18 protein-coding genes are annotated in these 24,452 nt (G+C 40.9%); 13 read left to right on the top strand and 5 right to left on the bottom strand.

What is annotated here, in order from left to right:
- The first annotated feature begins 172 nt into the window (after positions 1-172).
- From rlmD to cysS, 5 genes are all read left to right on the top strand, one after another.
- Positions 173-1,630 carry a 23S rRNA (uracil(1939)-C(5))-methyltransferase RlmD gene (gene rlmD / locus QWZ08_RS23485; RefSeq protein WP_290340049.1) on the top strand — a complete coding sequence of 486 codons (1,458 nt, stop codon included), beginning with the start codon at positions 173-175 and terminating at the stop codon, positions 1,628-1,630.
- Positions 1,631-1,646: 16 nt separating this feature from the next.
- Entirely contained in the window at positions 1,647-2,348 is a 702-nt protein-coding gene (locus tag QWZ08_RS23480; protein WP_290340048.1) for a rhomboid family intramembrane serine protease, read from the top strand.
- A gap of 53 nt (positions 2,349-2,401) precedes the next feature.
- Positions 2,402-3,340, top strand: coding sequence for a rhomboid family intramembrane serine protease (locus QWZ08_RS23475; protein WP_290340047.1), 939 nt, complete (start codon positions 2,402-2,404; stop codon positions 3,338-3,340).
- A gap of 138 nt (positions 3,341-3,478) precedes the next feature.
- Positions 3,479-4,639, top strand: coding sequence for an endonuclease/exonuclease/phosphatase family protein (locus QWZ08_RS23470; protein ID WP_290340046.1), 1,161 nt, complete (start codon positions 3,479-3,481; stop codon positions 4,637-4,639).
- A gap of 242 nt (positions 4,640-4,881) precedes the next feature.
- Entirely contained in the window at positions 4,882-6,369 is a 1,488-nt protein-coding gene (gene cysS / locus QWZ08_RS23465) for a cysteine--tRNA ligase (RefSeq protein ID WP_290340044.1), read from the top strand.
- A 333-nt stretch (positions 6,370-6,702) separates the two neighbouring features.
- On the opposite strand, the gene QWZ08_RS23460 is transcribed toward cysS, so the two are convergent.
- Positions 6,703-7,410, bottom strand: coding sequence for a Crp/Fnr family transcriptional regulator (locus QWZ08_RS23460; RefSeq protein ID WP_290340043.1), 708 nt, complete (start codon positions 7,408-7,410; stop codon positions 6,703-6,705).
- A gap of 228 nt (positions 7,411-7,638) precedes the next feature.
- On the opposite strand from QWZ08_RS23460, the gene QWZ08_RS23455 reads away from it, so the two are divergent.
- From QWZ08_RS23455 to QWZ08_RS23445, 3 genes are all read left to right on the top strand, one after another.
- Positions 7,639-8,238, top strand: a complete 600-nt coding sequence (locus QWZ08_RS23455) for a methyltransferase domain-containing protein (protein WP_290340042.1) — start codon at positions 7,639-7,641, stop codon at positions 8,236-8,238.
- A 313-nt stretch (positions 8,239-8,551) separates the two neighbouring features.
- Complete coding sequence (locus tag QWZ08_RS23450; RefSeq protein ID WP_290340040.1) at positions 8,552-9,088, top strand: DinB family protein; 537 nt, start codon at positions 8,552-8,554, stop codon at positions 9,086-9,088.
- Between the two features lie 441 nt (positions 9,089-9,529).
- Positions 9,530-10,321, top strand: coding sequence for a YoaK family protein (locus tag QWZ08_RS23445; protein ID WP_290340039.1), 792 nt, complete (start codon positions 9,530-9,532; stop codon positions 10,319-10,321).
- Between the two features lie 559 nt (positions 10,322-10,880).
- Here QWZ08_RS23445 and QWZ08_RS23440 read toward each other — a convergent pair.
- From QWZ08_RS23440 to QWZ08_RS23425, 4 genes are read right to left on the bottom strand one after another with little or no spacing between them, the layout of a single operon-like run.
- A complete protein-coding gene (locus tag QWZ08_RS23440; protein ID WP_290340038.1) occupies positions 10,881-15,014 on the bottom strand; it encodes a hybrid sensor histidine kinase/response regulator in 4,134 nt (1,377 codons plus the stop codon).
- A 49-nt stretch (positions 15,015-15,063) separates the two neighbouring features.
- Complete coding sequence (locus QWZ08_RS23435; RefSeq protein WP_290340037.1) at positions 15,064-15,450, bottom strand: Hpt domain-containing protein; 387 nt, start codon at positions 15,448-15,450, stop codon at positions 15,064-15,066.
- Positions 15,451-15,478: 28 nt separating this feature from the next.
- On the bottom strand, positions 15,479-17,746 hold the full coding sequence (locus tag QWZ08_RS23430; protein WP_290340036.1) for a response regulator: 2,268 nt from the start codon (positions 17,744-17,746) through the stop codon (positions 15,479-15,481).
- An 18-nt stretch (positions 17,747-17,764) separates the two neighbouring features.
- Positions 17,765-18,376 (bottom strand): DUF6436 domain-containing protein, encoded by a 612-nt coding sequence (locus QWZ08_RS23425; protein WP_290340035.1) that lies wholly within the window; start codon positions 18,374-18,376, stop codon positions 17,765-17,767.
- 399 nt (positions 18,377-18,775) lie between these two features.
- Between QWZ08_RS23425 and QWZ08_RS23420 the strand changes: the two genes are divergently transcribed.
- The 5 genes from QWZ08_RS23420 to QWZ08_RS23400 all read left to right on the top strand — a co-directional run.
- The gene (locus tag QWZ08_RS23420; RefSeq protein WP_290340034.1) at positions 18,776-19,363 is read left to right on the top strand and encodes a hypothetical protein; all 588 of its coding nucleotides are present in this window, start codon (positions 18,776-18,778) and stop codon (positions 19,361-19,363) included.
- Between the two features lie 43 nt (positions 19,364-19,406).
- The gene (locus QWZ08_RS23415; protein WP_290340033.1) at positions 19,407-19,916 is read left to right on the top strand and encodes a hypothetical protein; all 510 of its coding nucleotides are present in this window, start codon (positions 19,407-19,409) and stop codon (positions 19,914-19,916) included.
- 157 nt (positions 19,917-20,073) lie between these two features.
- Positions 20,074-21,813: a response regulator gene (locus QWZ08_RS23410; protein WP_290340031.1), complete on the top strand. Its 1,740-nt coding sequence runs from the start codon at positions 20,074-20,076 to the stop codon at positions 21,811-21,813.
- A gap of 176 nt (positions 21,814-21,989) precedes the next feature.
- Positions 21,990-24,182: a T9SS type A sorting domain-containing protein gene (locus QWZ08_RS23405; RefSeq protein ID WP_290340030.1), complete on the top strand. Its 2,193-nt coding sequence runs from the start codon at positions 21,990-21,992 to the stop codon at positions 24,180-24,182.
- Between the two features lie 56 nt (positions 24,183-24,238).
- Positions 24,239-24,452: phage tail-like protein (locus QWZ08_RS23400; protein ID WP_290340029.1), on the top strand; the 214-nt coding region annotated here is incomplete at its 3' end.

Raw genomic sequence — 24,452 nt, 5'->3', positions numbered from 1 at the left:
AAAAATTAAATAATCATTTTATTACCTGAAATACATGCCCGCAAAGCAATACAGTCAATTAAACTGAAACAGGTTGCAAAGCATGCAGGCTGTTTAAAGAAACAGTCGCACCAACTGGTGACGAAACAAAAATGGAGTTACTTTTGCAACCGTGAAAAGAAAAAAATTTTTATTGGAAAAGGTAGCTGTAACCGGCTATGCAGCTGAAGGCAAATCTGTTGCAAGGCAGGATGGCAAAGTATATTTTATTGAGGGCGCTGTGCCGGGCGATGTGGTGGATGTTTTTATAAGCACCAATAAAAAAGATTGGGGTGAAGGAAAGGTTACCCATATACACGAATATTCTCCGGAGAGAACAACTCCTTTCTGTCAGCATTTTGGCTTGTGCGGCGGTTGTAAATGGCAAATGCTGCCCTACGAAAAACAGTTGGAATACAAGCAGCAGGAAGTTGTACAAAACTTAAAACGAATCGGCAAAATTGCGTTGCCGGAGATTATGCCCATTGCAGGTGCAGCGGATACCATTCATTACAGAAATAAGCTGGAATTTACTTTTAGCAACAAGCGGTATTTAACCAGCGAGGAAATAAAAGCAGCCCCCCCGCCCCCCAGGGGTGGATTTTCTGAGCCAGCAATTTTAGAGAGATCTTCTGAATTGGCAGAGCCTCAAATTTTCCCCGTTGGGGGTGGAGGGGCTTTGGGTTTTCACGTGCCCCGCATTTTTGATAAAATAATTGAGATCAAAACCTGTTACCTGATGGATGAAGTGAATAACACCATCCGCAACACCATCCGGGATTTTGCCATTGAAAATAATTATACCTACTACGATATTAAACAACACACAGGCTGGTTGCGCAATATTATTATCCGCTGTTGTTCTACCGGCGAACTGATGGTAAATATTTGTCTGGGTTATGAGGACGAAACAGAAACAAAAAGGTTACTGGATCATTTATTGCAAATAGTTCCCGCAATTACTACTTTGCTTTATACAATCAATACCAAATGGAACGATACCATTTATGATCTTTCGCCGCAAACATACTACGGTAAAGGCTTTGTAAATGAGCAGCTCGAAGACTTTACGTTCAAAATTGGTCCAAAATCCTTCTTCCAAACCAATACAAAACAGGCAGAAAAACTATATTCCATTACCCGGGATTTTGCGCAATTAACCGGTGAGGAAATTGTGTATGACCTGTATTGCGGCACCGGCAGCATTGGTATATTTCTAAGCAAGCTGGCAAAAAAAATCATCGGTGTAGAAGCTGTTCCGGAAGCTATTGAAGATGCCAAAGAAAATGCAGCGTTGAATCATATTACCCATGCTGAATTTTTTGCCGGCGACGTAATAAAAATTTGTAACGATGAGTTTTTCGCAAAACATGGCCGCCCGGATGTGATCATAACAGATCCGCCCAGGGCAGGGATGCACGAAAAGCTCGTGATTAAATTACTCGAAATAGCGGCTCCTACTATTGTATACGTTAGCTGTAACGCTGCTACGCAGGCTAGGGACATCGCTTTGCTGGCGGAGAAATATGCAGTTGAAAAAATACAGCCGGTTGACATGTTTCCGCATACGCACCACATTGAATGTGTGGCCTTGCTGAAGTTGAAAAATTAACTGCTAACTTTGATTTATGGCATTCAAATTTAATAATTCTCTTCAACGGGACACTCCGATTGTTTTCAATCTTATTATATTAAATATCCTGGCCTACTTGGCCCAGGTATTAATTCAGCCCTTTGATGTTACAGAATGGGGCGCATTGCACTACATTAAATCTTCCCTGTTTTACCCACACCAGTTTATAACCAACATGTTTTTGCACGATCCCAAAGGGCTCTCGCACATTTTATTTAATATGTTTACCCTTTGGATGTTTGGAAGCATTATGGAGCGCTACCTGGGCTCAAAACGTTTTTTGATTTTTTATCTCATCTGCGGCGTTGGGGCTGCAGTTTGTATACAGTTAAGTATTCCATTTAGTGCTGCCCAGTTTGCCAAATCTCCTGAAGCATTGGCTAATGGAATGTCAACGGCAGACTTAATAACCGCATATGAAGATCAGTATAGTGCTATCGGCGCATCAGGCGCTATCATGGGAGTAATGGCCGCCTATGCCTATCTTTTTCCCAATACTGAATTATACATCATGTTTATTCCCATTCCGCTGAAAGCGAAATATGTAATTCCATTTTTTATTTTACTGGATCTTTTTATGGGCGTACGCCAGATTGCCGGGGACAATGTGGGCCATTTCGCTCACCTGGGCGGAGCTTTGGTTGGCTTTTTGCTTATCTATTTCTGGAACAAAACCAACAGAAAAACGTTTTATTAAAGTTAACAGCTTTTTTCAGCGCGGGTTTGTAAATTTGTACAACAATCAATTATATGGGAGAGTCAGATAGATTTTCAGAATTTAGACAGCCCCGGAGAAGGATTACACCAGGCCAGGACGGAAACGCCCTGATGGCATTACTCACCTTAAATATTATTTTCTTTATATTACTCCTTACCATTAAGGTAACTTATTACTTTTTTCAAAAAGGAGATAACATTTTTTTTAGCGAAGCATTGCAGTACTTCGAAATGCCTGCGCAGCTTGGCCGCCTGGCTCAGCGCCCCTGGACCTTGCTAACTTATATGTTTAGTCATATAAGTGCCATGAACATTTTAAGCAATATGCTGTGGCTATGGGCATTTGGGTTTATTTTACAAGAACTTACCGGCAACAAAAAATTGATTCCGGTTTATATTTATGGTGGTTTTGCCGGCGCAATAGTTTTTATTGGTGTTAATTACATGGTGCCTTCATTACGTCCCGCTATCAGCAGTTCGGCTTTACTCGGCGCCAATGCGGCGACCATGGCTGTTGCCGTTGCTACTACAACCCTGGCGCCCGATTTCCGGTTCTTCAGAAATCTAAATGGAGGTATTCCTATCTGGGTATTAACCATGGTTTATATCCTGGTTGATTTTGCAGGTATCGCCACTATAAGCGCAGCGTATAGTCTCTCTCACCTGGCAGGAGCCGCTGCAGGATTTCTTTTTATTTTCCTTTTGAGAAAAGATATTGATGGAAGTCTTTGGATGAACAGTTTTTACAACTGGTTTATTAATCTTTTTAATCCCGATAAAAAACGGACTACTGTAAATATTAAGGAACGTGTTTTTTATAATACAGAGGGTAAAAAGCCATATAAAAAAACGCCCAATATTACACCCCAGCGGGTAGATGAAATCCTTGATAAAATCAATCTGAAAGGGTATCACCTGCTAACCGAAGAAGAAAAAAATATCCTCAAAAGAGCTGCGGAAGAGGACCTTTAATTAGCAGCTTTTATTGGCAATTGGTTTTTAAGTCAAGTAATCCCAGTCTTTAGCTAATAAGTTATAATACAGTTATCCCCTTGCACGACCTCTGTCTTACTGCAATTTATTTTAACTGGCAAACAGTATCTTTATAAAATGCCTAAACCGCTTTTTCGCCTACTGACCAAAAAGGTTTTTATAATAAGTAATATTATTGCAGCTACGCTTTTTTTATTGGGTTGTTACGCCCAATACCTGTTTACAGCATCCCTTTGGTTTGTTGGCCTGTTGTCATTATCTGCATTTTACTTATTGATCATACTGCTGCTATTTGTAGTTTTCTGGCTTTTTGTCAAATCCAAATGGGCATTGCTTTTTGTGCCGGTGCTGCTGGCGGGGTGGACACATATCACCAAAATAATTCCATTTAGAACCAGCGGCAATTTTACCAGTCCGAAACAGACAGATGCACTCAGGATAATGAGTTGGAATGTAGCGCAGTTCGATATTTTGCAATACAAAAAAGATCCGCTTACACACGATAGCATGATTGCGCTCATCAATCAATACCAGCCAGACGTTGCCTGCTTCCAGGAAATGGTGGCCGGCGACAGCATCATCGATCTTAACAACAAATATTACCACAAATTTGCGTTTTATGCCATCCAGGATTTTGAGCTTGCCCTTCATTTTGCGGATGAATATTATAGTTATAACTGGAAGGAAAATTACCTTAGCAGCCAGCATTTTGGCATCATCATTTTTTCGAAATATCCCATTATCAACAGGCACACCATTGCTATCTATCCCAACGATTATAATTCGATTTTTCAATATGTAGATATTGTAAAAGGTGCCGATACTATCCGTGTTTTCAATATTCATTTGCAATCGTTAAAATTTACACAGGTTAATTTGCAGTACATCGACAACCCTTCCATAGAATCCGACAGTGATCTTCAGAAATCAAAAAATGTTATTGTGAAGTTGAAGAAAGGTTTTTTAAGAAGGCAGATCCAGGCAGACAGGATACGGCAGGAGATTGACAAAAGCCCTTACCCTGTAATTGTTTGCGGCGATTTTAACGATGTACCCAACTCATACGCATATGAAACCATTGGCAAGGGGCTGCAGAATGCATTTGAAAAAAAGGGTGCAGGTTTAGGCAGAACGTTTAGTGGCATTGCACCCACACTGCGTATTGATAATATTTTTGTAGATGACCGTTACGAGGTAAAGCAGTATGTCAGGATCAAAAAAAAATTAAGCGACCATTTTCCAATTATTGCCGACATCAGCCGTTTACAAGGCCATTAGTTCAATCACTGTTTTCCTAAATTTCATTATATTTGATTTGCATGAAACCTGTTTTTCATAAATATTTATTCATTCCCTGTTGCCGTTGCGGCATAGCATAATATCTTTGTGTAATAAATTTTTTAAATTACCCGCTGCCGCGATAAGGGCCGCAAGGTTTTACATCAAACTAAAGCAGGCAGAAATTAAAACATAAAACAGCTACTCATTTTTCATGAATAGCTACCAATCAAATAAATAGAATGCCATTAAAAGTTTACAACTCCTACACCCGCACCAAGGAAGTATTTACCCCCATTACCCCAGGCCACGCTGGCATGTACGTATGCGGACCCACCGTGAGCGGCGAGAGTCACCTGGGACATGCAAGGCCCTATATCACCTTCGATTTTATATACCGCTATCTTACTTATAAGGGTTACAAAGTGCGTTACGTGCGCAACATTACAGACGCCGGGCATTTTGAAGAAGAAGGCAAAGAAGCAGAAGATAAGGTAAGTAAAAAAGCCATTCTCGAAAAGCTGGAGCCGATGGAACTGGTGCAGAAATACACCAACCTTTTTCACTGGGCCATGCTGCAGTTTAATTGTGTGGAACCCAGTATAGAACCTACCGCAACCGGTCATATTGTAGAGCAGATCAGCATGATTGAAAAAATTATTGCTGAAGGGTATGCCTATGAAGTAAATGGCTCTGTATATTTTGATTTAAAGAAATACGCCGCCACACATGAGTATGGAAAACTAAGCGGCCGCGTAATGGATGATTTACTGGAAACAACCAGGGAGCTGGATGGCCAACAGGAAAAAAGGGACAAGGCTGATTTCGCCTTGTGGAAATCAGCAGCGCCGGAACACATCATGCGCTGGAAAAGCCCGTGGGGAGAGGGTTTCCCCGGGTGGCATATTGAGTGCTCGGCAATGGCTACCAAATACCTGGGTGCTGAGTTTGATATACATGGTGGCGGTATGGACCTTCAGTTTCCGCACCATGAAAGTGAAATTGCACAAAGCACCATATGCAATCATCATACGCCGGCAAAATATTGGATACACAATAACATGATTACCATCAATGGTAAAAAAATGGGTAAGAGTTATAACAATGTAATAAAGCTTACAGAAATGTTCAGCGGCAATCACCCTTTGTTGACACAGGCCTTTTCACCCATGACGGTACGATTTTTTATTTTACAAAGTCATTACCGCAGCCCGGTAGATTTTAGCAGCGAGGCTTTATTGGCAAGTGAGAAGGCGCTTAAAAGATTGTGGGAAGCCTATGAAGTATTGAAAAAATTACCTGTTGGTTTAAATGAAGAAGCTGCAGATGCTGCACTAAATTCGAAAGTAGTGCAGTGGCTAAATGAGTTTGACGAATTTATGGACGACGATTTCAGCACGGCTAAAATATTGGCCAATATGTTTGAGCTGGCTCCCGTAATCAATGGTATTAAAGATGGTCATATTGCACCGGGTGCTCTGGCCGCAACAACGCTGGTATTATTGCAACAACAATTTAAAACTTACATGGAAGATATATTCGGGTTAACACATAGTACCGGTGCAGATGACAATACTTTGCAGGGCGTTATGCAATTGCTCATTGATATCCGTAAGGAAGCGAAAATCAGAAAAGATTATTCCACCTCTGATAAAATAAGAAAGCAACTCGCTACGATTGGCATTGAATTAAAAGATGAAAAGGATGGTAGCATGAGCTGGAATAAATAATGATTGTTAATAAAACTAGACTTAGCCTAATTGCTATATGAGATAGATATACCGATTTCAGAACTCAAACAAAAACCAGGCTTACAGAATGATTGCAGCTATTTATAAATTTTGAAAAGCTGCTGAAAATTACTTTCAGACAATCCAAATATTTTTTAATGAAATGTGCTGAAACCTGATGTCAGGTAGGTCTGACTGCACCATTGCTGCCACACAAAAAAAGATTTCGCTATTGCCCGGGCAATAGCAGCTTAAGGTTAAAAAGTTAAGTTCGAAACAGGTTATCGGCTAAACTTGCCTGAAGGATTTTACAACCGCATTTTCATACTGCGGTTACTTGTAATCTGCAATTATTATCAATTGATTTACATCATTGATAATAATTTTTCTGCCCTGGGTTTGCAAAATTCCGGACTCTTTAAACTCGGTTAGTACCCTAACTACATTTTCTCTTCCTGTTCCCACGAGGTTAGCTAAATCGTCCCGGCTCATATTTATTTCCACCGGCATTCCCGGTTTAAAATTCACTTTATATTTTTCTCTCAGCACTATCAGCTGGAGTGCTAAACGCTCCCTTACGTTTTTTTGTGCAAACATAGAAAGGCTATTTGCCAACACAGCAAACTCATGGCTCAATGTTTTTAACAAGCGCCTGTTCAATACAGGTGACTGATTCAGCACTGCTAAGAAGTCTTCTTTTGGAATGAAAGCAATTCTGCTTTCCTCAATAGATGCAGCTGAGTCGGGGTAGCGGTCTTCTGAAAGGATGGCATGATAACCCAGCAACTCCTCTTTATTTGCGACATAGATAATGTGTTCCTTTCCTTCCTTATCCAGCTTGTATTTTTTTACTTTACCGGCTTTGATATAAAAAATGCCAGCGGGATAAGCGCCTTCCCTGAAAATAATTTCTCCCTTTTTATATACCTGCTCCGTCTGATGTGCGGTGAGCAGGTCAAAATCTTCTGCCGGTAAATCCGCCAAAACCGATTCACTTTTAAAATCCCATTTGTCTATCGGAAAAAGGCCTTTGATGCTCATACGAATTTCAAAATTATGTTTTTAAAAATTGATATATCGCACATTTTGCAATGATAAAGTTTACCTCCAGGCATTATTATGTAAAATAACTTTGTATATCAAAAAGGTAATAGGATACACATAAGGCTGATGTTATTGATTGAATTTTCTGGCAGCTTCGGCGCTTTTATTTCCATCCATCAAATACAAATTAATAAACACCGCTTAGATCAACAAAGAAATATAATCATGCAATTACTCGAAAAAATGAAGGAGAAATGGGAAACAGCAGATGACAGATTTAACCGGCTGTATCCATTTTCCATCCAAATACTGGCCCGCAAACATTGGACACCACTGCCCGTGGCAAGGAAAGCTGCCAATTTTTTAGCCGCAGAAAACAATGCAAGAATATTGGATATCGGTAGTGGAGTGGGAAAATTTTGCCTGGCCGCAGCTTATACCAAGCCCAATGCCTTTTTTTATGGGGTAGAGCAAAGAAAAAGCCTGATTGCAGAAGCCGAAATTGTAAAGAAGACCTTGAAGCTTAACAATACATCTTTTATTCACGGTAATTTTACCCAGCTGGATTTTAGAAACTACGATCATTTTTATTTCTTCAACTCATTCTACGAAAACCTCATTGGCACAAATAAAATTGATGATACCATCGAATACTCCCGGGAATTGTACAATTATTATAACCGCTATTTATTTACTCAATTGGAACAAAAGCCTGCAGGCACAAAACTGGTAACCTATCATAGCCTGGAAGATGAAGTGCCGGAGGGATATCGTCTTGCAAATTCCGAAGCAGATAACCTGTTGAAGTATTGGATAAAAGATTAAATGGAAATACCATCCTGGCTGGCAGATTAAAATCATGAATTGGCTTTTTTGCCCCTGCTGAATAAAATTTTTCCGTTGAAAAACTGGTGCATCATACCAGCGGCGTTTAAAATTTCGGTATCAGCGCCTCTGATACTAATTGTTATGATGATGGTTTGGTTGGGCTGTCTGCGTAAACCAGCAACGACAGCCTTCCCCAAACCATGTTGCAGACTGCTTATTCAGCCCTGATTTATCCCGGTAAAAAAATAAAGGCTTAGGGATGCATAAATGCAGCTCTTTACCGTACAATTATTAAAAGCGAAATGTGAAAATGATGGTGTTAAATAAAATAACAAAAATCCATATTGATCTTGCACCTGATTTGTATGAACTGTACATCAACCTTGTAGCAGAAGACAATCTTAATAAAGCCTTTAAAGATAGCATTAAAGATTTGTGGAAGCTGGATATAGACAAACTTACCCGGCTGCATTCCAAAAATTATGCGCCCGGTAAATGGACAGTAAATGATATACTGCAGCATCTTTCGGATACAGAGCGTATTGTGTGTGCCGGTACTTTAAGATTTGTCAGGGAAGAAAAGGAACATGTAATATGTTTTAACGGCGACGAAATTGCGGCCAACGCCAATGCGGGTAATAAATCAGTAGAACGGATAATTGAAGAGCTGATTACAGTTAGAAAGGCTACCTATGGGCTTTACAGCACTTTCTGCGGCGATGATTTTTTAAAAACCGGAATCATCAGAAAGCGGCGCATTTCTATTGCTGCCATGGGCTTTAGTATTCTTGGGCACCAGGTTCATCATTTAAACAGTATCAGGGATAAGTATTATCCATTGTTATAAGTAAACTAAAAGGAAATATATGTCATTAACAGTAAATGGATGCACTGCAAAACTGATCAGTAAAATGTTGCGGGCTTACGGCCCTGAAGAAGTATACCGGGGGTATTGAAGATGCCATGAAATTCCTGGAAAAAAATAAGGTGACTGAAAGTTTTACTGGCTGCTTTATTGATAAGATGCTGGGGGAATTATCAAATTTTAACCCGATGAACATAGATGCACAGCTGTGGAGTAACATCCCGCTTGCAAAATTATTTTTAACCGTTTAAAGCTAAAGCTGAGCCTGTTAAATAATACAGCATAGCAAACATATACAATCTTCAGCATCAAATTGAATTTTTGAATTATACTGATTAGCACAATCAAAATTTCAAAATAACATAACTGAACCGGGGCTTCAAGCAAAAATAAATCCGGCAGATAATAAATAAAAAACAGCCTATGCTAAAACATCACGGGGTACGGCGTACACATATCCATAATGTAAGATTAGCCGTTGTATTAAGTCTCACGGCCGGTTTGGTAAATGGAGAAGGATTGCTGGGATTTTCAGTTTTAACTACCAATGTAACGGGTCATGCAGCTCTGTTTGCAGAGAATATATCCATAAAATCATGGGCCACTTCGTGGGTAATTGCCACCTGGATGTTGCTTTTTTTGGGCGGTGCATTTATCTCAGGTCTTATCATTGATGTGATTGGTAAAAATCAACGATACTCTAACCTGATACCGCTTACATGTGAATTCCTGATTCTAATTACAACAGGTTTTTTAGGAAATCATTTTACAAATAATCTGGCAGTCCGGCAATTTTTTGCTGGCAGTTTGCTGTTTGCGATGGGCATGCAAAATGCGTTGGTAACTATGATATCTAAATCGGTGGTGCGTACAACCCACTTAACGGGCACTTTTACAGATCTGGGCATTGAGCTGGCTCAGCTAATATTTAGCCGAACTGAAAACAAACCTGAATTGAAATCGCGGATTGGGCTTAAGTTATCTATCATCACTTCTTTTATTTTCGGTGCTTTGTTGGGCGCATATGCCTTCGGGAACTTGGATTATTATTCCTTTTTTCTGCCCGCTGCAATTTTGGTTTACGCCATATTGTATGATGTGTTTCGTGTAAATGCAAAGCGCTATTACCGTAAAATGGAAAAGAAAATTAAAATCGGCACAACGGTCTTAGGTCAGGTACCAACGCCTGCACTAAAGAAGTTGCTTGATAAATAAGCCGAAGCTGGCAATTATAGTGATATGCTTCAGGGAAGTTCATTACCTAACCAGGATCAAAGATGACAATACCGGGTTGTCGGTTTCAAAGTCCCTGCACTTTGTCTTTTATTGCTAAGTTGTCGTCGGTTGTACGGCGCATATCCTGTTGATTTTTTTGATTCCCCGGTTTAAGAGCGTATAAAAGCTGTGATACTTTTTCGGGCGGGTCCAATACAACAGGCAACTTACGCAGAAGCAGCACTACCGGAAGAAGGCTTTGCTTTTAACATCAACGGTAAACTAAGCCCCACATTTTATGCGCCGTTACTGCAGCAATCGATTGTGTACAAGGCACAATCGGTATCCTCTCATTTATTCTGGCTAATATGGTTACGGTACCGGGCGGCACAACCCATTTTCGCATCAATAGCGCAGGAGTGGAAATTGATTTTGAACAAAAGGTGTACACGTTTAACCACTGTAGTACCGTCGATTTGTTATAAGACAATTTGCCCACTGCAGTAATACAGGAGTAGCGGAAAGCCGATATAAGTGCTTTTGAACTGTCATAATTTTATCATGCTCTTTTTTTACCGGGCGTATTTTCGTTAATGATATTTGACCATTTAATTAGTGTGTTCACTACATCCCCGGGTTTTACCGGCTTGCTTAGGAAATCATTCATCCCCGCATCCAGGCATTCATCTTTGTCTTCCTTCATGGCATTGGCAGTCATTGCAATAATTACAGGTTGTAATTGCAACCGCTCTCTTATAAGCCGTGTAGCTTCCAGTCCATCCATGCCCGGCATTTGTACATCCATTAGAATAACGTCGTATTGTTGCTGTTCCACCATTCCTAAAGCCTCCAGGCCGTTCTCTGCCAGGGCAGCATCATAACCGAGTTTGCTTAAAATTCTAAGAGCTAATTTTTGGTTGACTGCGTTATCTTCCGCGATCAGTATACGCAACGGATGATCCTTGACGAAGTCTGGCGAAAGCGTTTGTTTTACCGGCTCCGCACTGGCTGAAGTTTTTGATTTTCCTCTCAATTCGTTGATGATAGCCTGGCGTAGCATCTCCTGTTTAACCGGCTTTGTTAAGATCGCTTTAAATAAGCCGGCGTATATTTTATTGCGTTCATCGCCTACAGAACTTAACAAAATAATGGGAAGGCGGGGATAAAGTTGCTGAAGCTTTTGTGCCAGTTCGCAACCATCCATATCGGGCATTTGCATATCGGAAAGCAGTAAATCAAAATGTACGCCTGTTGTCATAATGGCCAATGCTTCTGCTGCGCTGGCGGCAAGCGTCGGTTCCATTTTCCAGTTTTCCAGCTGCTTTTTAAGTATGTTGCGATTGGTTAAATTGTCGTCCACCACCAGTACTTGCTTACCTTCCACCTCGTTTAGGTTATTGGTAACATAGGTACGCAACGATTGGGAGCTTGTAGTGGTCCAAATGGTAAACGCGAAGGTTGTGCCTTCATGCTCTTTGCTTTGTACATCAATTTTGCCATCCATCAGCCCTATTAATTTTTCGCAAATAATCAAACCAAGACCTGTACCACCATACTTGCGGCTCGTAGATGAATCCACTTGTGAAAAGGCTTTGAACAATCTTCCCATCTTATCTTCGGGTATACCTATCCCCGTATCACGTACGTTAAACTGTAGTTCAACAGTGCCGTCTTTTTTTGCCTGTTTTAAATGGACCGCTACGAATATTTCTCCCTGTTCAGTAAATTTGATGGCATTGCTTACCAGATTTATTAATATTTGGCGAAGTCTTAGGTTGTCACCAATAATTAGCGAGGGTACGTTGCAGTCAATTTCATACACCAGGTCCAGTCCAAGTTTGCCTGCCTTACCTGCGAAGATATCCAGCACTTCTTCAATGCAGGTGCGCAGATCAAAGTCACGGTGTTCAAGCTCCATATTCCCTGATTCTATTTTAGAAAAGTCCAGGATATCATTAATCACCGTTAGCAACGCTTCGCCGCAGGTAGAAATAGTTTTTGCATATTCTTGCTGCTCGGCAGTAAGCTGGGTTTCATTTAAAAGTGATGCCATGCCTATCACACCGTTCATCGGTGTGCGTATTTCGTGACTCATTGTAGCAAGAAAAACGCTTTTCGCCTTGTTTGCCTCCTCTGCTTCCTTTCGTGCACGTTGTTCTTCCCGGGTAGATAAAAGCAACTGGCTTGTTTGCTCTTCTACCTTTTGCTGCAGTTTATTTTTTTGTGCTCTTATACTATTAATACGAAGGCGGTAAATACCAATAATTACGCCGGCCACGGTTAATGACATCAGTGTTTTAAACCACCAGGTTAACCAAAATGGCGGCGTAATGTTCAGTGCTATCGAAATGCTTTTTGCTGACCATTTGCCTTCAGTATTCAATCCTTTTACTTTTAAAATATAATTTCCGGGGTTCAGATTGGTATAGGTGGCAGTACGTTTGGTGCCTATCTCATTCCATGTTTTATCGAAACCTTCCAGCATATAGGCATATTGCTTTTTTTCTGGTACCCCATAATTCAGTGAGGCAAATTCAAATGAAATAACCGAATTATTGTAGGGGAGGGTAAGGCTATTTGTTTCTGCGATATTTTTCTTTAATGGTGAAGGGTCGTCGGTGTTTTGTGCAATAGGAACATGTTTATTGAATATTTCAAAGTTGGTAAACACCAGTGGCGGATCATAAGAATTACTTAATATTTTATCGGGGTAGAATTCATTGAAGCCATTAATGCCACCAAAATACATGGCCCCGGATTTAGCTTTGCAAAACGACCCCAGCTTAAATTCATACGATTGCAAACCATCGTCAACATCAAAGTTTTTATACTTTTTTGTGGTAACGTTAAAACAGGATATTCCCTTGTTGGTACTAATCCAAAAGTTGCCTTTATCATCTTCTGCCAGGCCAAAGATCACATTGTTTGGTAACCCGTCTGCCAAGGTGTAACTGGTAAAAAGATGTCTTTTTACATTATAGTAATTCAAGCCAGCCATTGTGCCAATCCACCAGTTGCCCGATTTATCAACATGGGTAAAAGTAACCCGGTTATCAGTGATGCTGTTTTTGGTATCATCGTGTATGAAACTGGTAAAAACTTTGGTTTGTTTGTTGAATAACTGCATGCCACCTCCATCAGTACCTATCAGCAAATTACCGCTGGCATCTTCTGTAATAGTTTGTATTTTCTTAGTACTGTTATTGCTGCTCCCCGTATCAAACCTTGTAAAAGAACTGGTACGCGGATTATATAAATTAAGGCCCCCGTTATAAGTGCCTACCCAAATATTTTTGTTCCGGTCTTCATAAATTGTCCAGGCATTATTGCAGCTTAAACTAGATCTGTCTGACGGATTATTTTTAAAATGCCGGTAAGTATTTTTTTGGGGGTTAAACACCGTAATGCCATCACCCCAGGTGCCTATCCATAGATTACGTTCTGTATCCCTGCAAACACTCAATACATAGTTACCGCAAATACTGTTGTGGTTTCCCTGCTGGTGAATATAGTGGACAAATTTTTTGCTAACCGGGTCAAAAAGGTTGAGCCCGCCGCCATCCGTACCAACCCAGATTTTTCCATCTCCACTTTCCTGCATGCACAGCACATTATTATTATTAAGGCTGCTGTTGTCTGACGTGTGTTTAAAATGGGCAAAGCGGTTGCTGTTTCTTGTGGATAAATTCACGCCTCCTGCAAAAGTGCCTACCCACATATTGCCGTCAGTATCTTTATAAATTGAATACACAGAATTATGGCTGATGCTGTTATTATCTATCTCGTCGTGCTGATACCAGTAAAATTCTTCCCTGGAAGAATCATAAACGCCGAGGCCACCGTTTTCTGTCCCGATCCAGAGATTGCCGGCCGCATCATTTGCCAGTGAAAAAATAGTGTTGGAAGACTGGGTGCCCACACCGTCTGCAGCATGCTGAAAATGTCGAAAAGTTTTCATGCTTCTGTCAAAAAGATTTAATCCTCCACCGACTGTACCTACCCAAAGTCGCTTTTTATTATCCTCATAAATTACAGAAACATTGTTGTTGCTGATTGAACCGGTGTCATTTTGCTGATAATTAAAAAAGGTGAAAGTTTTATCTTGCTTATTCAATAAGCCAAGCCCATCCTGGTAGGTACCTGCCCAAAGCTGGTGCCCACTGTCTTCAAACACGCATCTCGCATTTATTTTATACTGCACAAAAACATTGCGTACCGGATCAAAAAAATTAAGATTATCTTCTGTACAGATCCATAAGTTGCCTGCAGCATCCTTGCTGATATTATTTACGATGTTACCTGATATGCTGTTGATATTTTTTGCATCATGTTTAAAACGGGTAAACTGATCTTTTTCTTTATTGTACCGGTTTAAACCGCCGCCTCTTGTTGCTATCCATATAAATCCGTTGGCATCTTCCACAATGCCGGAAATGAAATTGTTGCTGATGCTGTTACTGTCCTTTGCATCATTCTTATAAACGGTGAATTTGTAGCCGTCATATTTATTCAGACCGTCTCTTGTTCCAAACCACATAAATCCACGGCTATCCTGCAGTATGCACAGAACGTGATTTTGTGACAGGCCCGCATTAATATCAAAGTGTTCAAATTTCAGGTGCTGCTGTTGACCCATGGTGCAACAACAGCAAAGTTGTATAAACAGTAAAGGTAAAAATCGTATGGCTTTCATCAGCTTGTGTATTTAAAACGATGGGGATTGCACCCCATGGCAGCGGCGGTTAATGCATTAATCTGGCTGCATCCATTTTTAGCCCTGATTCAATTTGGCTACAAAGATCAACGGCCGTATCAATCATTTGGGTAAGCTCATTGCCAGGCGACTCCGTTTTACCAAAAGCTTCAATATCTCCCAGCAACTGCGCCAATTGTTCTGCCTGGATGATAGCAGCAGTGCTCTTGAGTTTATGTGCTTTTGTGCAAATAATATCACCTCTTCCTGCCACGGCCGCATCTTTCATTTCTTTGATGTCTTTAGGAACCTCCTGTAATAAAACTTCCAGCATCTCCAGTAAGTATTCATCGCCATCCAGCTCTTGCAGCAGGCTCAGATCATATAAGGCAGCGGTTGATAAAACGGCAGAGGGTGTATTGCGTAAATTTTGCATTGTGGTACTTTTTATTTGTAAATTGTTATCAGGCTATTTTTTTATTTGTAACATGGTCTTTTGCAATAACAGCCCATTTAGCAATCATATTCACCACCTCTTCCAACCTTACCGGCTTGCCTAAAAAGTCATCCATTCCTGCAAGCAGGCATTCGTCTTTATCCTCTTTCATTGCATTGGCGGTCATTGCTATAATAACAGGTTGTACTTCCATGTTTTGTCTGATGATCCGGGTTGCTTCCAATCCGTCCATCTCCGGCATTTGTACATCCATCAGTATGATATCAAAATGCTGCCTGGCGGTTATTGCTATTGTTTGCACCCCGTTTTCTGCAAACACTGCTTCGTAACCCAGTTTACCTAAAATTTTAAGCGTTAATTTTAAGTTAACCGCATTGTCTTCAGCAACCAGTATTTTAAGTGGATGCTTCTTCGCAAAATCACTGGAAAGTTTTTGCGCAACAGGTACCTTCTCTATGGCCATGTTTTTTGATTTATCCCTCAGTTCAATGATCATAACCTGGCAAAGCATTTGCTGTTTAACGGGCTTGGTGAGTACTGATTTAAAAAGGCCGGGATAACTTTTATTGCGGTCATCACCCACTGAACTCAGGAGAATAATCGGCAGCCTGGTGTTAAGCAGCTGAACCTGTTGTGCCAGTTCGCAACCATCCATATCGGGCATCTGCATATCAGTAAGCAGCAAATCAAACCCTGCTTCTTCTTTCAGTATTGCCAATGCTGCCGCACCGCTGGCTGCCAGCACGGGAACCATTTTCCACAACTCCAATTGCTTTTTAAGTATGCGGCGATTTGTTAAATTGTCGTCAACAACCAGTATTCGCTTACCTTCCATACCAGCGATATAATTGGTAACATAGGCCCGCAGCGACTGCGTACTGGCAGCAGCTTTCATTGAAAAAGTAAAAGTAGACCCCTGATGCTCTATACTTTTCACAGCAATATTCCCTCCCATCAGGTTGATTATTTTGGCACAAATAATAAGTCCCAGACCGGTTCCACCATACTTGCGGGTTGTAGAAGAATCTACCTGTGAAAAAGCTTTAAACAGGCTTCCCATTTTATCTGCAGGGATACCGATACCGGTATCCCGTATATCAAACCGTAATTCAATCTGTCCGTCGTCATTGGTCTTAACAAGGTGAACACCCACAAATATTTCTCCTTCCTGCGTAAACTTTATTGCATTGTTTACCAGGTTTACCAACACCTGCCGCAGCCGCAGGCTGTCCCCAATAATTTGCGCCGGCACATCGTGTTCTATTTCATATACCAGGTCCAGCCCGGCTTTACCAGCCTTTTCTGCAAATACATCCAGCACTTCTTCAATGCAATTGCGCAAATCAAAATCATGCGCCTCCAACTCCATATTGCCTGATTCTATTTTGGAAAAATCAAGAATGTTATTGATTACCCCAAGCAATACTTCACCACAACTGCTGATTGTTTTTGCATAGTCCCGCTGTTCATCCGTTAACTCCGTTTCGGATAATAGTGACGCCATACCAATAACGCCATTCATGGGCGTCCGTATTTCATGGCTCATGGTTGCCAGAAAAATACTTTTTGCTCTATTGGCATCATCGGCTTCCTTACGTGCCTGTTGTTCTTTTAAATAGGCATTCTTCAACACCTCTTCATTTAGAAGCCGCTGTTTATGAAGCAATGCTTCCTTTTCCATTTCGCCCAATTGCTGTACCTGGTCCAGTTGTATTTTACTGTATTTTTTTAGCTGATAGGCCCATAACCCACAAGTAAAAAAAATCACGGCAGCAAGTATAATATGAATGATAAATGTCTGTAGTTCCAGCGAGTCTAGCTGGGTAAAATAAATACCCTCAACACCGGAGTTTTGCAGGTAGCCCAATCCGGCATGATGAAGGAGCACAAATACCATTAATGGTATTTGCAGTTTCCAGTTTTGATAGGTGATTAGAACGGCACTCCCGATAAATGCAAAAAAATGCATTTCGAATAACCCATGCATTTGGAAAATATACTGGGCCATAAAAACACCTAACACCACACTTAAAACATACTGGTACAAACCGGATGTTGGAAGTAATTTTTTTGTAACGTAGTAAGCAATAAGGCAGGCTCCGCCCGATCCAATGGCAATAAACCATGTGTCGTAAAATGGAGCCAACAATAAACCTGCAATAAAAAAACATAACAGAAAATAATTCATCAGCCTGTTTGATCTGTTATTGAGTTCCTGTAAATAAACAGCAGCGGTTTGCTGATTGTGTATATGTATATTATCTTCTGACTGCATTAATCCCTTTTTGACTGTTTATTTATTATTTATTTTACAGGTTGGCAAAGAACAGCCATAGGCCGTTAGCGCCTGCCTGTTGAATACCGGATGCGCCTGGAAGGCCAGTAAGGAATCAATTGCCATTTGTGCATAATTACTTTTAGCATCGGTACAGTAGCGGCTTTTGTTATAGTTGCCGCGATAATACAACCTATGCTCGTTATCCAATACAACGGCCTGTGGGGTAGAGTATACACCGCAAGCCGCTGCTAAAGCTGTATCCATTAATACGGGTATTGAAATCCCATATTTTTTTTGAATCATGGCTGTTGTATAATTCTTATCGTTCGTCATAACAACCACAGCAAAGTTTATTTTATCAGCGTAGGCATTTACCAGCGATTTAAAATGAGGGACATTAAATTTAGAGCAGGGACAATCAGGATTAAAAAAATGCAGGAATAGTGGCTTGTCTGATGGGAATGAAAATGCGGCACCGGGCAAATCAACATGAGCGCCTGTGTTAACGATATGATATGAGGCAGGTACGGGCGTAGGTAAACTGTATCTCCATTCACTGTACCAAAATAATATGGAAATAAAAGTAAACACCAGGGCAAGCACACTTAAAGCCAACCATTTTTTCATTTTCTTTTCTTGAGTTTTTTTGATCTGCTTTCTGCAATCAGATAATCACTGGTATAACGCTGACACAAGATTTTATCTTGTTAGTCAGATAGCCATAGTTTTTTAGAAGCCTTTCTACAGGCGTTGATTTTAGTTAACCATATTAAGGAAATCGCATCTTTCGGGTGGTCTTTCAAAAGGCTGATCCGGTGTAGTATAATTTCTATATTTCCGGCCGGGCTCAATATTTCATGTAGTAAAGAGTTATGTCAGGATGGTAATGGGTGTTAAGTGATAAACAGATCGCGGCTTTATCGCAAACTTCAAAACATTGATCGGTTTTCCAGCTTTTTTACCACACATAAAGGCACTACCATTTTCCTGGAAAAATTCAGGAATTAAAAAATCAATAATCGTACTATGAGCAAGCCGCTTGCAAAAAGTATCAGCATTTTTTTAACCTCCGACCGGCTCGTTGCAAACAATTATTTTAATGCGCACGATCCTGCACCTATTTATATGCGGCAGTTGAACCACCAGTTTGAAGCCTATATCATGGAATCTGTTAAGGCAGCCAAAAGATATTCTGTGATATTTTATAAATTAAAATGTACCACATCCAACGATAAGCAATATGCCGAACCATTGATGTATGCCATCCGGGGGCATTTTTTGGCTAAAAAAGAAGACCGGGAAAGAGAGTTTTCAAAATTTAAGCGGCGCAACTGGGTGTTGCTGGCGCTTAGTACCATCGTGGTAATATTGTTCCAGGGCTTGCTGCCTGTTATTTTGGATGCCCAGCATGGCCTCAATGTAGGCATCATCAACAGCCTGGATATTTTCGCATGGGTATTATTGTGGCACCCTATTGATGAACTGGTTTTTGGCTGGAACAAGTTTTTAAAAGAAATAGGGCTGTTAAATAAATTAGCTACTGCCGAATACATACTTATTGAAAATGAAAAAAATCATATGGCTGTTGATGACAGTTTCCGTGTTGTGTCATGATGCAACTGCACAATTCAAAGCCGGTTTTGAACAATATTATTTTATGAAAAATAAAACAATTGCTATTAATCCTAAAGCCTGGTATCAGGCCGATGCAGGATGGTATATTGAAGGCCGTTATAATTATGAGGCAGCACAAACAGTTTCGGTGGTGACAGGTAAAACATTTGATTACGAATCTGATCTTTCGTGCTCAATAACGCCAATAGCGGGCGTTGTGGCGGGGGAATTTAATGGCGGCATTATTGGTTGCAATGCATCGGCGGATTATAAAAAATGCGTGTTTTCATTACAAACTGAATACGCTTTTTCCGGTGAAAACAAGCGCTGTAATTTCATATATAGCTGGGTCGATCTGAGTTATGAAATTTCGGGTGTTTTATCAGCAGGTATATCGCTGCAGAAAACCCACCTTCATCGTGTGAGTGGACAATCTGAAGCAGGGTTGTTTTTGAAAGGCGCATTTGGCAAGTGGGAGTTGCCCCTGTATATTTTTAATCCCTGTGGCAGTCAAAGGTATGCGGTACTTGGCTTCAACATCTCCCTGGAATGATGATCCAATAATAAAGCATAGAATGTTCAACAATACTTAAACAATACGCCGGCAATTAATCTGTCACTATATGAATATACCGTACAACGTTTTTATATCAACTTTACTTGTTCTATCTGCAATATTCTGGCTTAGCTGGTGGTTTAAATTATTGCTCTTGTCAATATTGTTCGTCTCTGCGATACTATATCATTTCATAAAAATACGTTCATTAAAAAATCTTCGGCTGGACCTTGAAAGGCAGGTGTTGGAAAAGAACGAACTACTGGTATATGCTGCAAAAAATGAACAAAAGGCTACCGAAAAAGCACTGCTTGCAGAACGTAACAAAGGAGCCTTGCTTTCAAGAATCAATCATGAGTTGCGTACGCCCATGAATGGGGTGTTGGGAATGGCGACGCTGCTTAACGAAACCGACCTTACAGCTGAACAGCAGGAATATGTAAATACAATCGTTCATTCCGGCGGTAAACTGATGAGTGTGATCAATGAAATAATGGTGAATGATATTTTGGAATATTCTAAAACAGAATCGGGAAGAGACCTGGAAGCGAACGATATTGATTTAAGCAATTGTTTGGAAGAAGTACTGGATGTATTTGCGGTAAAGGCGGCAACAGCAGGAATTGATTTATTATATGAAATAACAGGTAATGTACCAAAGCAGGTAATAGTAGATGTGAGGCGACTGCGCCAGATACTGATGAACCTGATAGAGAATTCCCTGAGAGTTACTTCCAAAGGTGAAATTTCTATTGGGGTGCAACTGCTGGCCTGTGAAGATGATAACCGGATAAAACTGGAGTTTGAGGTACGGGATACCGGCACCGGCATGCCGCCTGAGCAAACAAAATTTTTGCTACAGTATTTCAGTGGAACGGATACATCAGACAATAGACCGCCGGCTTCGGGAGTGGGGCTGATTATTTGCAAAAAACTGGTAGCACTTATGGGCGGCGAGATGCAACTTAAAAGCGCTGAAGGAAAAGGAACGACTGTTACTTTTTCCATTTACAGCAAAGCAGGAATGCAGCTGTCCCGTTCTGCCATACATGCAGAATTAAATGAGCTGGCAGGCAAAAAAATATTGGTTGCAGATGACAATGCTACGTTAAGGGATTTGGTGTGCGGACAACTGGAAAGCCTGCAAATGGAAACCACTTCAGCAGCCAGCGGAAAGGAAGCCCTGGAGATTTTAACACAGGTTGCTTTTGACCTGGTTGTTACGGATTTAACTATGCCGGAAATAAATGGCCTTGAGCTGGCCCAGTGCATCCACACAAAATATCCGCAATTACCGGTGATATTACTTAATCCTGTAACCGATGAACACTACAAGGAACATGGCGAAATTTTAGGGGCTGTAATCAGCAAACCTGTAAAGCCCCGGTTGCTGATGAATGCTATCGCCAACCAGTTGCGGAATAAAGATAAAACGCAGGAAAATAAGCAAAATAAAGTGCACAAATTGTCCAGCAATTTTTCCAAACAGTATCCCTTAAACATCCTTATAGCAGAAGATAACCCGGTGAATCAAAAATGGACCACCAAGATACTTTCAAAACTTGGATACAACACGGAATTAGCCAATAATGGAAAGGAAGTATTGGAACTGGTTAGCACGAGCCAGTATGACTTAATTTTGATGGATGTACAAATGCCGGAAATGGATGGTATGGAAGCTACCCGCATGATCAGGCTCTGTCTCGAGGCGCAGCCGGTTATAATTGCGATGACTGCAAATGTAATGCAGGGCGACCGGCAGGATTGTATGCAATCAGGAATGGATGATTATATAAGCAAACCTGTTGAGTTAAACGAGTTGATGGGAATGCTCGAAAAGTGGGCCCTACTGATAAACGAAAAAAAGAACGCTGCTGCTGTGGCAAAAAAATAGCGTCGCAAATTCGCTTTAATTCCTTAGAATATCTTCTACACTTTTATTAGTTAAAACTCGGCATGATACCGAAGTTTTACTAGCAATACCATCATACCTATTCCGTTCTTAAATTACCCGGCATCCGCAGAAAAGTGATACACATTCTTCTGCAGAAAAAGTGCCTGGTATTTTGTATGCATCGTCTTTTATGCTATACCAACACGGTAAAAAAAATTAGCCGGTTCAGCTGGCTTATTTTTAGTGTATGTGTGGCAAGTGCACAGGAAGTTAAGTTGTACAACGGATGCAACATGGTGCTGAATGGTAATATCAACGTAATAGTAAATAACACCGCTTTTAAAAACAACGGTATTTTTTCGGCAGGTGGCAGCACTGTTGCTTTTATGGGAGATGCAGATACCACTATCAGTTATTTATCAGGAACCAGCAGTACTACTTTTAATAATCTTACAGTTAATAAATCTGCTTACGGTACAGCCTTAAAATCTGTAGCTTCTGTTAGTAATATATTAGCTGTAAATGGCGGCAATTTATATACAGACAGCAACCTTATATTAAAGTCAGACGCAAACTTAACTGCAAGAGTAGCACCAGTGGCCGCTGCAAGTCATATAGTGGGAAAGGCAATGGTAGAAAGATATATACCTGCAAAACGAGCCTGGAGGTTATTAACGGCTCCCGTTACCAGTTCTAATACTATTTACAATACATGGCAGGATCGTGGCGCCGATAATCCAGGCATAGGGCTGTTAGTAACAGGACCAAATCCTACCGGGGCTTCTGGAAATGGGTTGGATGTAAGTGCTCAAAATTCAGTTTCAATGAAAACCTGGAATTACAGTACGCAGGCTTTAGTAAATGTCTTAAATACCAAAGTACCCATTTCTGCCGGTAACACCGGCAGTGCCGACAATACCGGGTATTTTATATTCATAAGGGGCGACCGTAACCCTGCCAATACGTGTACCTGCACTTTTACAAACACAACTGTTAGCAGCATTGGTGCACTACAAACAGGCACACAAATTTTTCCTGCTTCTTCTGTAGCTGGTAAATATACATTGATCGGCAACCCCTATGCTTCTCCGGTCAATTTTGCGAATCTTTCTTTAAACAATCTTGTGAACCGTTTTTATGTGTGGGATCCGGCCTTAAACCTCACAGGCGGTTATGTGATGATGGATGATTTGTTGTTTACCGGAACCTGGGTGCAGTCTGTGCCAAGTGCCCAAACAACCGATATGCAGTCTGGGCAAGCTTTTTTTGTAGAAACGAAAAATACCAGTCCTGCATCTCTCACATTCAATGAGTCCAGCAAATCTGCTAACAGAAGTAATGTTGGATTCCGGCCTTACAGCACTCCATCAGGAATAATAAAGGTGAAGCTGAACCTGCTAAATGCAGATAACACAACGACACTTGCTGACGGTACTTTTGCAGAATTCAATGATGCATTCAGCAATGGCATAGACCGCGATGATGCTGTGAAATTTAGTAATACAAATGAGAGCCTCAGCATTCTAAGGAACACGAGTTCGCTGGCTGCAGAACGAAGACCAGCACTTAGTCTGAATGATACGGTATATCTTAAAATTGCCGCCACCACCCAAAGAGCCTACCAGTTTGTTTTCGATGCACGCAATTTTCAGCAGCCCAATATAGCGGGTTACCTGGTAGACAGCTATCTCGGCACAAGCAAGTTGATTGACCTTAACGGCACAACTGAGGTAAATTTTTCTATTAATGCAGCCGCAGCTTCTGCAGCAACCAACCGCTTCAGGATTATTTTTAAACCCATAACAGTGCTTCCGGTAACTGTTACGGCTGTGAAAGCATATCAGCAAAATAACAATATCGCTGTAGAATGGAAAGTAGAAAACGAAACCAATATAGTTAGATATGAAGTTGAAAAGTCAACGGATGGAAGAACCTTTACAACTGTTGGTGCCGCGGTAGCGGCCGCTAATGGTGATGTGACTCATGCCTACAGCTGGCTCGATATAAAACCGGTTGCAGGAAATAATTATTACAGAATAAAGACTTATGATTTGAATGGTGCAGTACAATACAGCAAGTCTGTAAATCTTGCACTGGAGGGCAAAATCATTCCTTTTACAATTTACCCAAATCCGGTTACCGGTAGCATTATTCATCTTGAGTTTGCAAACCAGCCTGCCGGAAATTATAAATTTAATATTATCAGCAGCAACGGGCAGGTGGTGCGCAGCAGCGAACTGTTCATTGGCAGCGGCAGTACAATACAGGAATTGAAGACCGGAGCGTATTTGCCGGCCGGGGCGTACACCCTGGATATTGGCGGGCCTGCAGGCACAATTGAAAAGCATGCATTTGTGGTAGAACAATAATCAACATAAAAACTTTAAAAAATACCTGAACATTTCCAATTTCCAAAACAAGAAACATGAAAAGTTTTATCCTTTGCCTGGTGGTAACTGTGTGTAGCCTGGCTCATTCAGTTCAGGCACAAAACATGGCAATCAATACAGATGGTTCAACACCCGATGCCAGCGCTATGGTGGATATTAAAAGTACTGCCAAAGGCTTTTTGTTACCTAGGATGACGACTACGCAGCAAAATGCCATTCCCTCACCGGCAACCGGCCTGCTTATATTCA

This window comes from Ferruginibacter paludis (assembly GCF_030409685.1).
GTDB lineage: Bacteria > Bacteroidota > Bacteroidia > Chitinophagales > Chitinophagaceae > Ferruginibacter > Ferruginibacter paludis.
Note: the sequence above shows the minus strand (reverse complement) of the source record. Positions and strands in the feature narration are given on the sequence as shown.

Excerpts from the sequence above, each read along its gene's own strand:
- QWZ08_RS23480 (WP_290340048.1), top strand. The coding sequence starts at position 1,647 with ATGGCATTCAAATTTAATAATTCTCTTCAACGGGACACTCCGATTGTT.
- QWZ08_RS23475 (WP_290340047.1), top strand. The coding sequence starts at position 2,402 with ATGGGAGAGTCAGATAGATTTTCAGAATTTAGACAGCCCCGGAGAAGG.
- QWZ08_RS23470 (WP_290340046.1), top strand. The coding sequence starts at position 3,479 with ATGCCTAAACCGCTTTTTCGCCTACTGACCAAAAAGGTTTTTATAATA.
- cysS (WP_290340044.1), top strand. The coding sequence starts at position 4,882 with ATGCCATTAAAAGTTTACAACTCCTACACCCGCACCAAGGAAGTATTT.
- QWZ08_RS23460 (WP_290340043.1), bottom strand. The coding sequence starts at position 7,410 with ATGAGCATCAAAGGCCTTTTTCCGATAGACAAATGGGATTTTAAAAGT.
- QWZ08_RS23455 (WP_290340042.1), top strand. The coding sequence starts at position 7,639 with ATGCAATTACTCGAAAAAATGAAGGAGAAATGGGAAACAGCAGATGAC.
- QWZ08_RS23450 (WP_290340040.1), top strand. The coding sequence starts at position 8,552 with ATGATGGTGTTAAATAAAATAACAAAAATCCATATTGATCTTGCACCT.
- QWZ08_RS23445 (WP_290340039.1), top strand. The coding sequence starts at position 9,530 with ATGCTAAAACATCACGGGGTACGGCGTACACATATCCATAATGTAAGA.
- QWZ08_RS23440 (WP_290340038.1), bottom strand. The coding sequence starts at position 15,014 with ATGAAAGCCATACGATTTTTACCTTTACTGTTTATACAACTTTGCTGT.
- QWZ08_RS23435 (WP_290340037.1), bottom strand. The coding sequence starts at position 15,450 with ATGCAAAATTTACGCAATACACCCTCTGCCGTTTTATCAACCGCTGCC.
- QWZ08_RS23430 (WP_290340036.1), bottom strand. The coding sequence starts at position 17,746 with ATGCAGTCAGAAGATAATATACATATACACAATCAGCAAACCGCTGCT.
- QWZ08_RS23425 (WP_290340035.1), bottom strand. The coding sequence starts at position 18,376 with ATGAAAAAATGGTTGGCTTTAAGTGTGCTTGCCCTGGTGTTTACTTTT.
- QWZ08_RS23420 (WP_290340034.1), top strand. The coding sequence starts at position 18,776 with ATGAGCAAGCCGCTTGCAAAAAGTATCAGCATTTTTTTAACCTCCGAC.
- QWZ08_RS23415 (WP_290340033.1), top strand. The coding sequence starts at position 19,407 with ATGAAAAATAAAACAATTGCTATTAATCCTAAAGCCTGGTATCAGGCC.
- QWZ08_RS23405 (WP_290340030.1), top strand. The coding sequence starts at position 21,990 with ATGCATCGTCTTTTATGCTATACCAACACGGTAAAAAAAATTAGCCGG.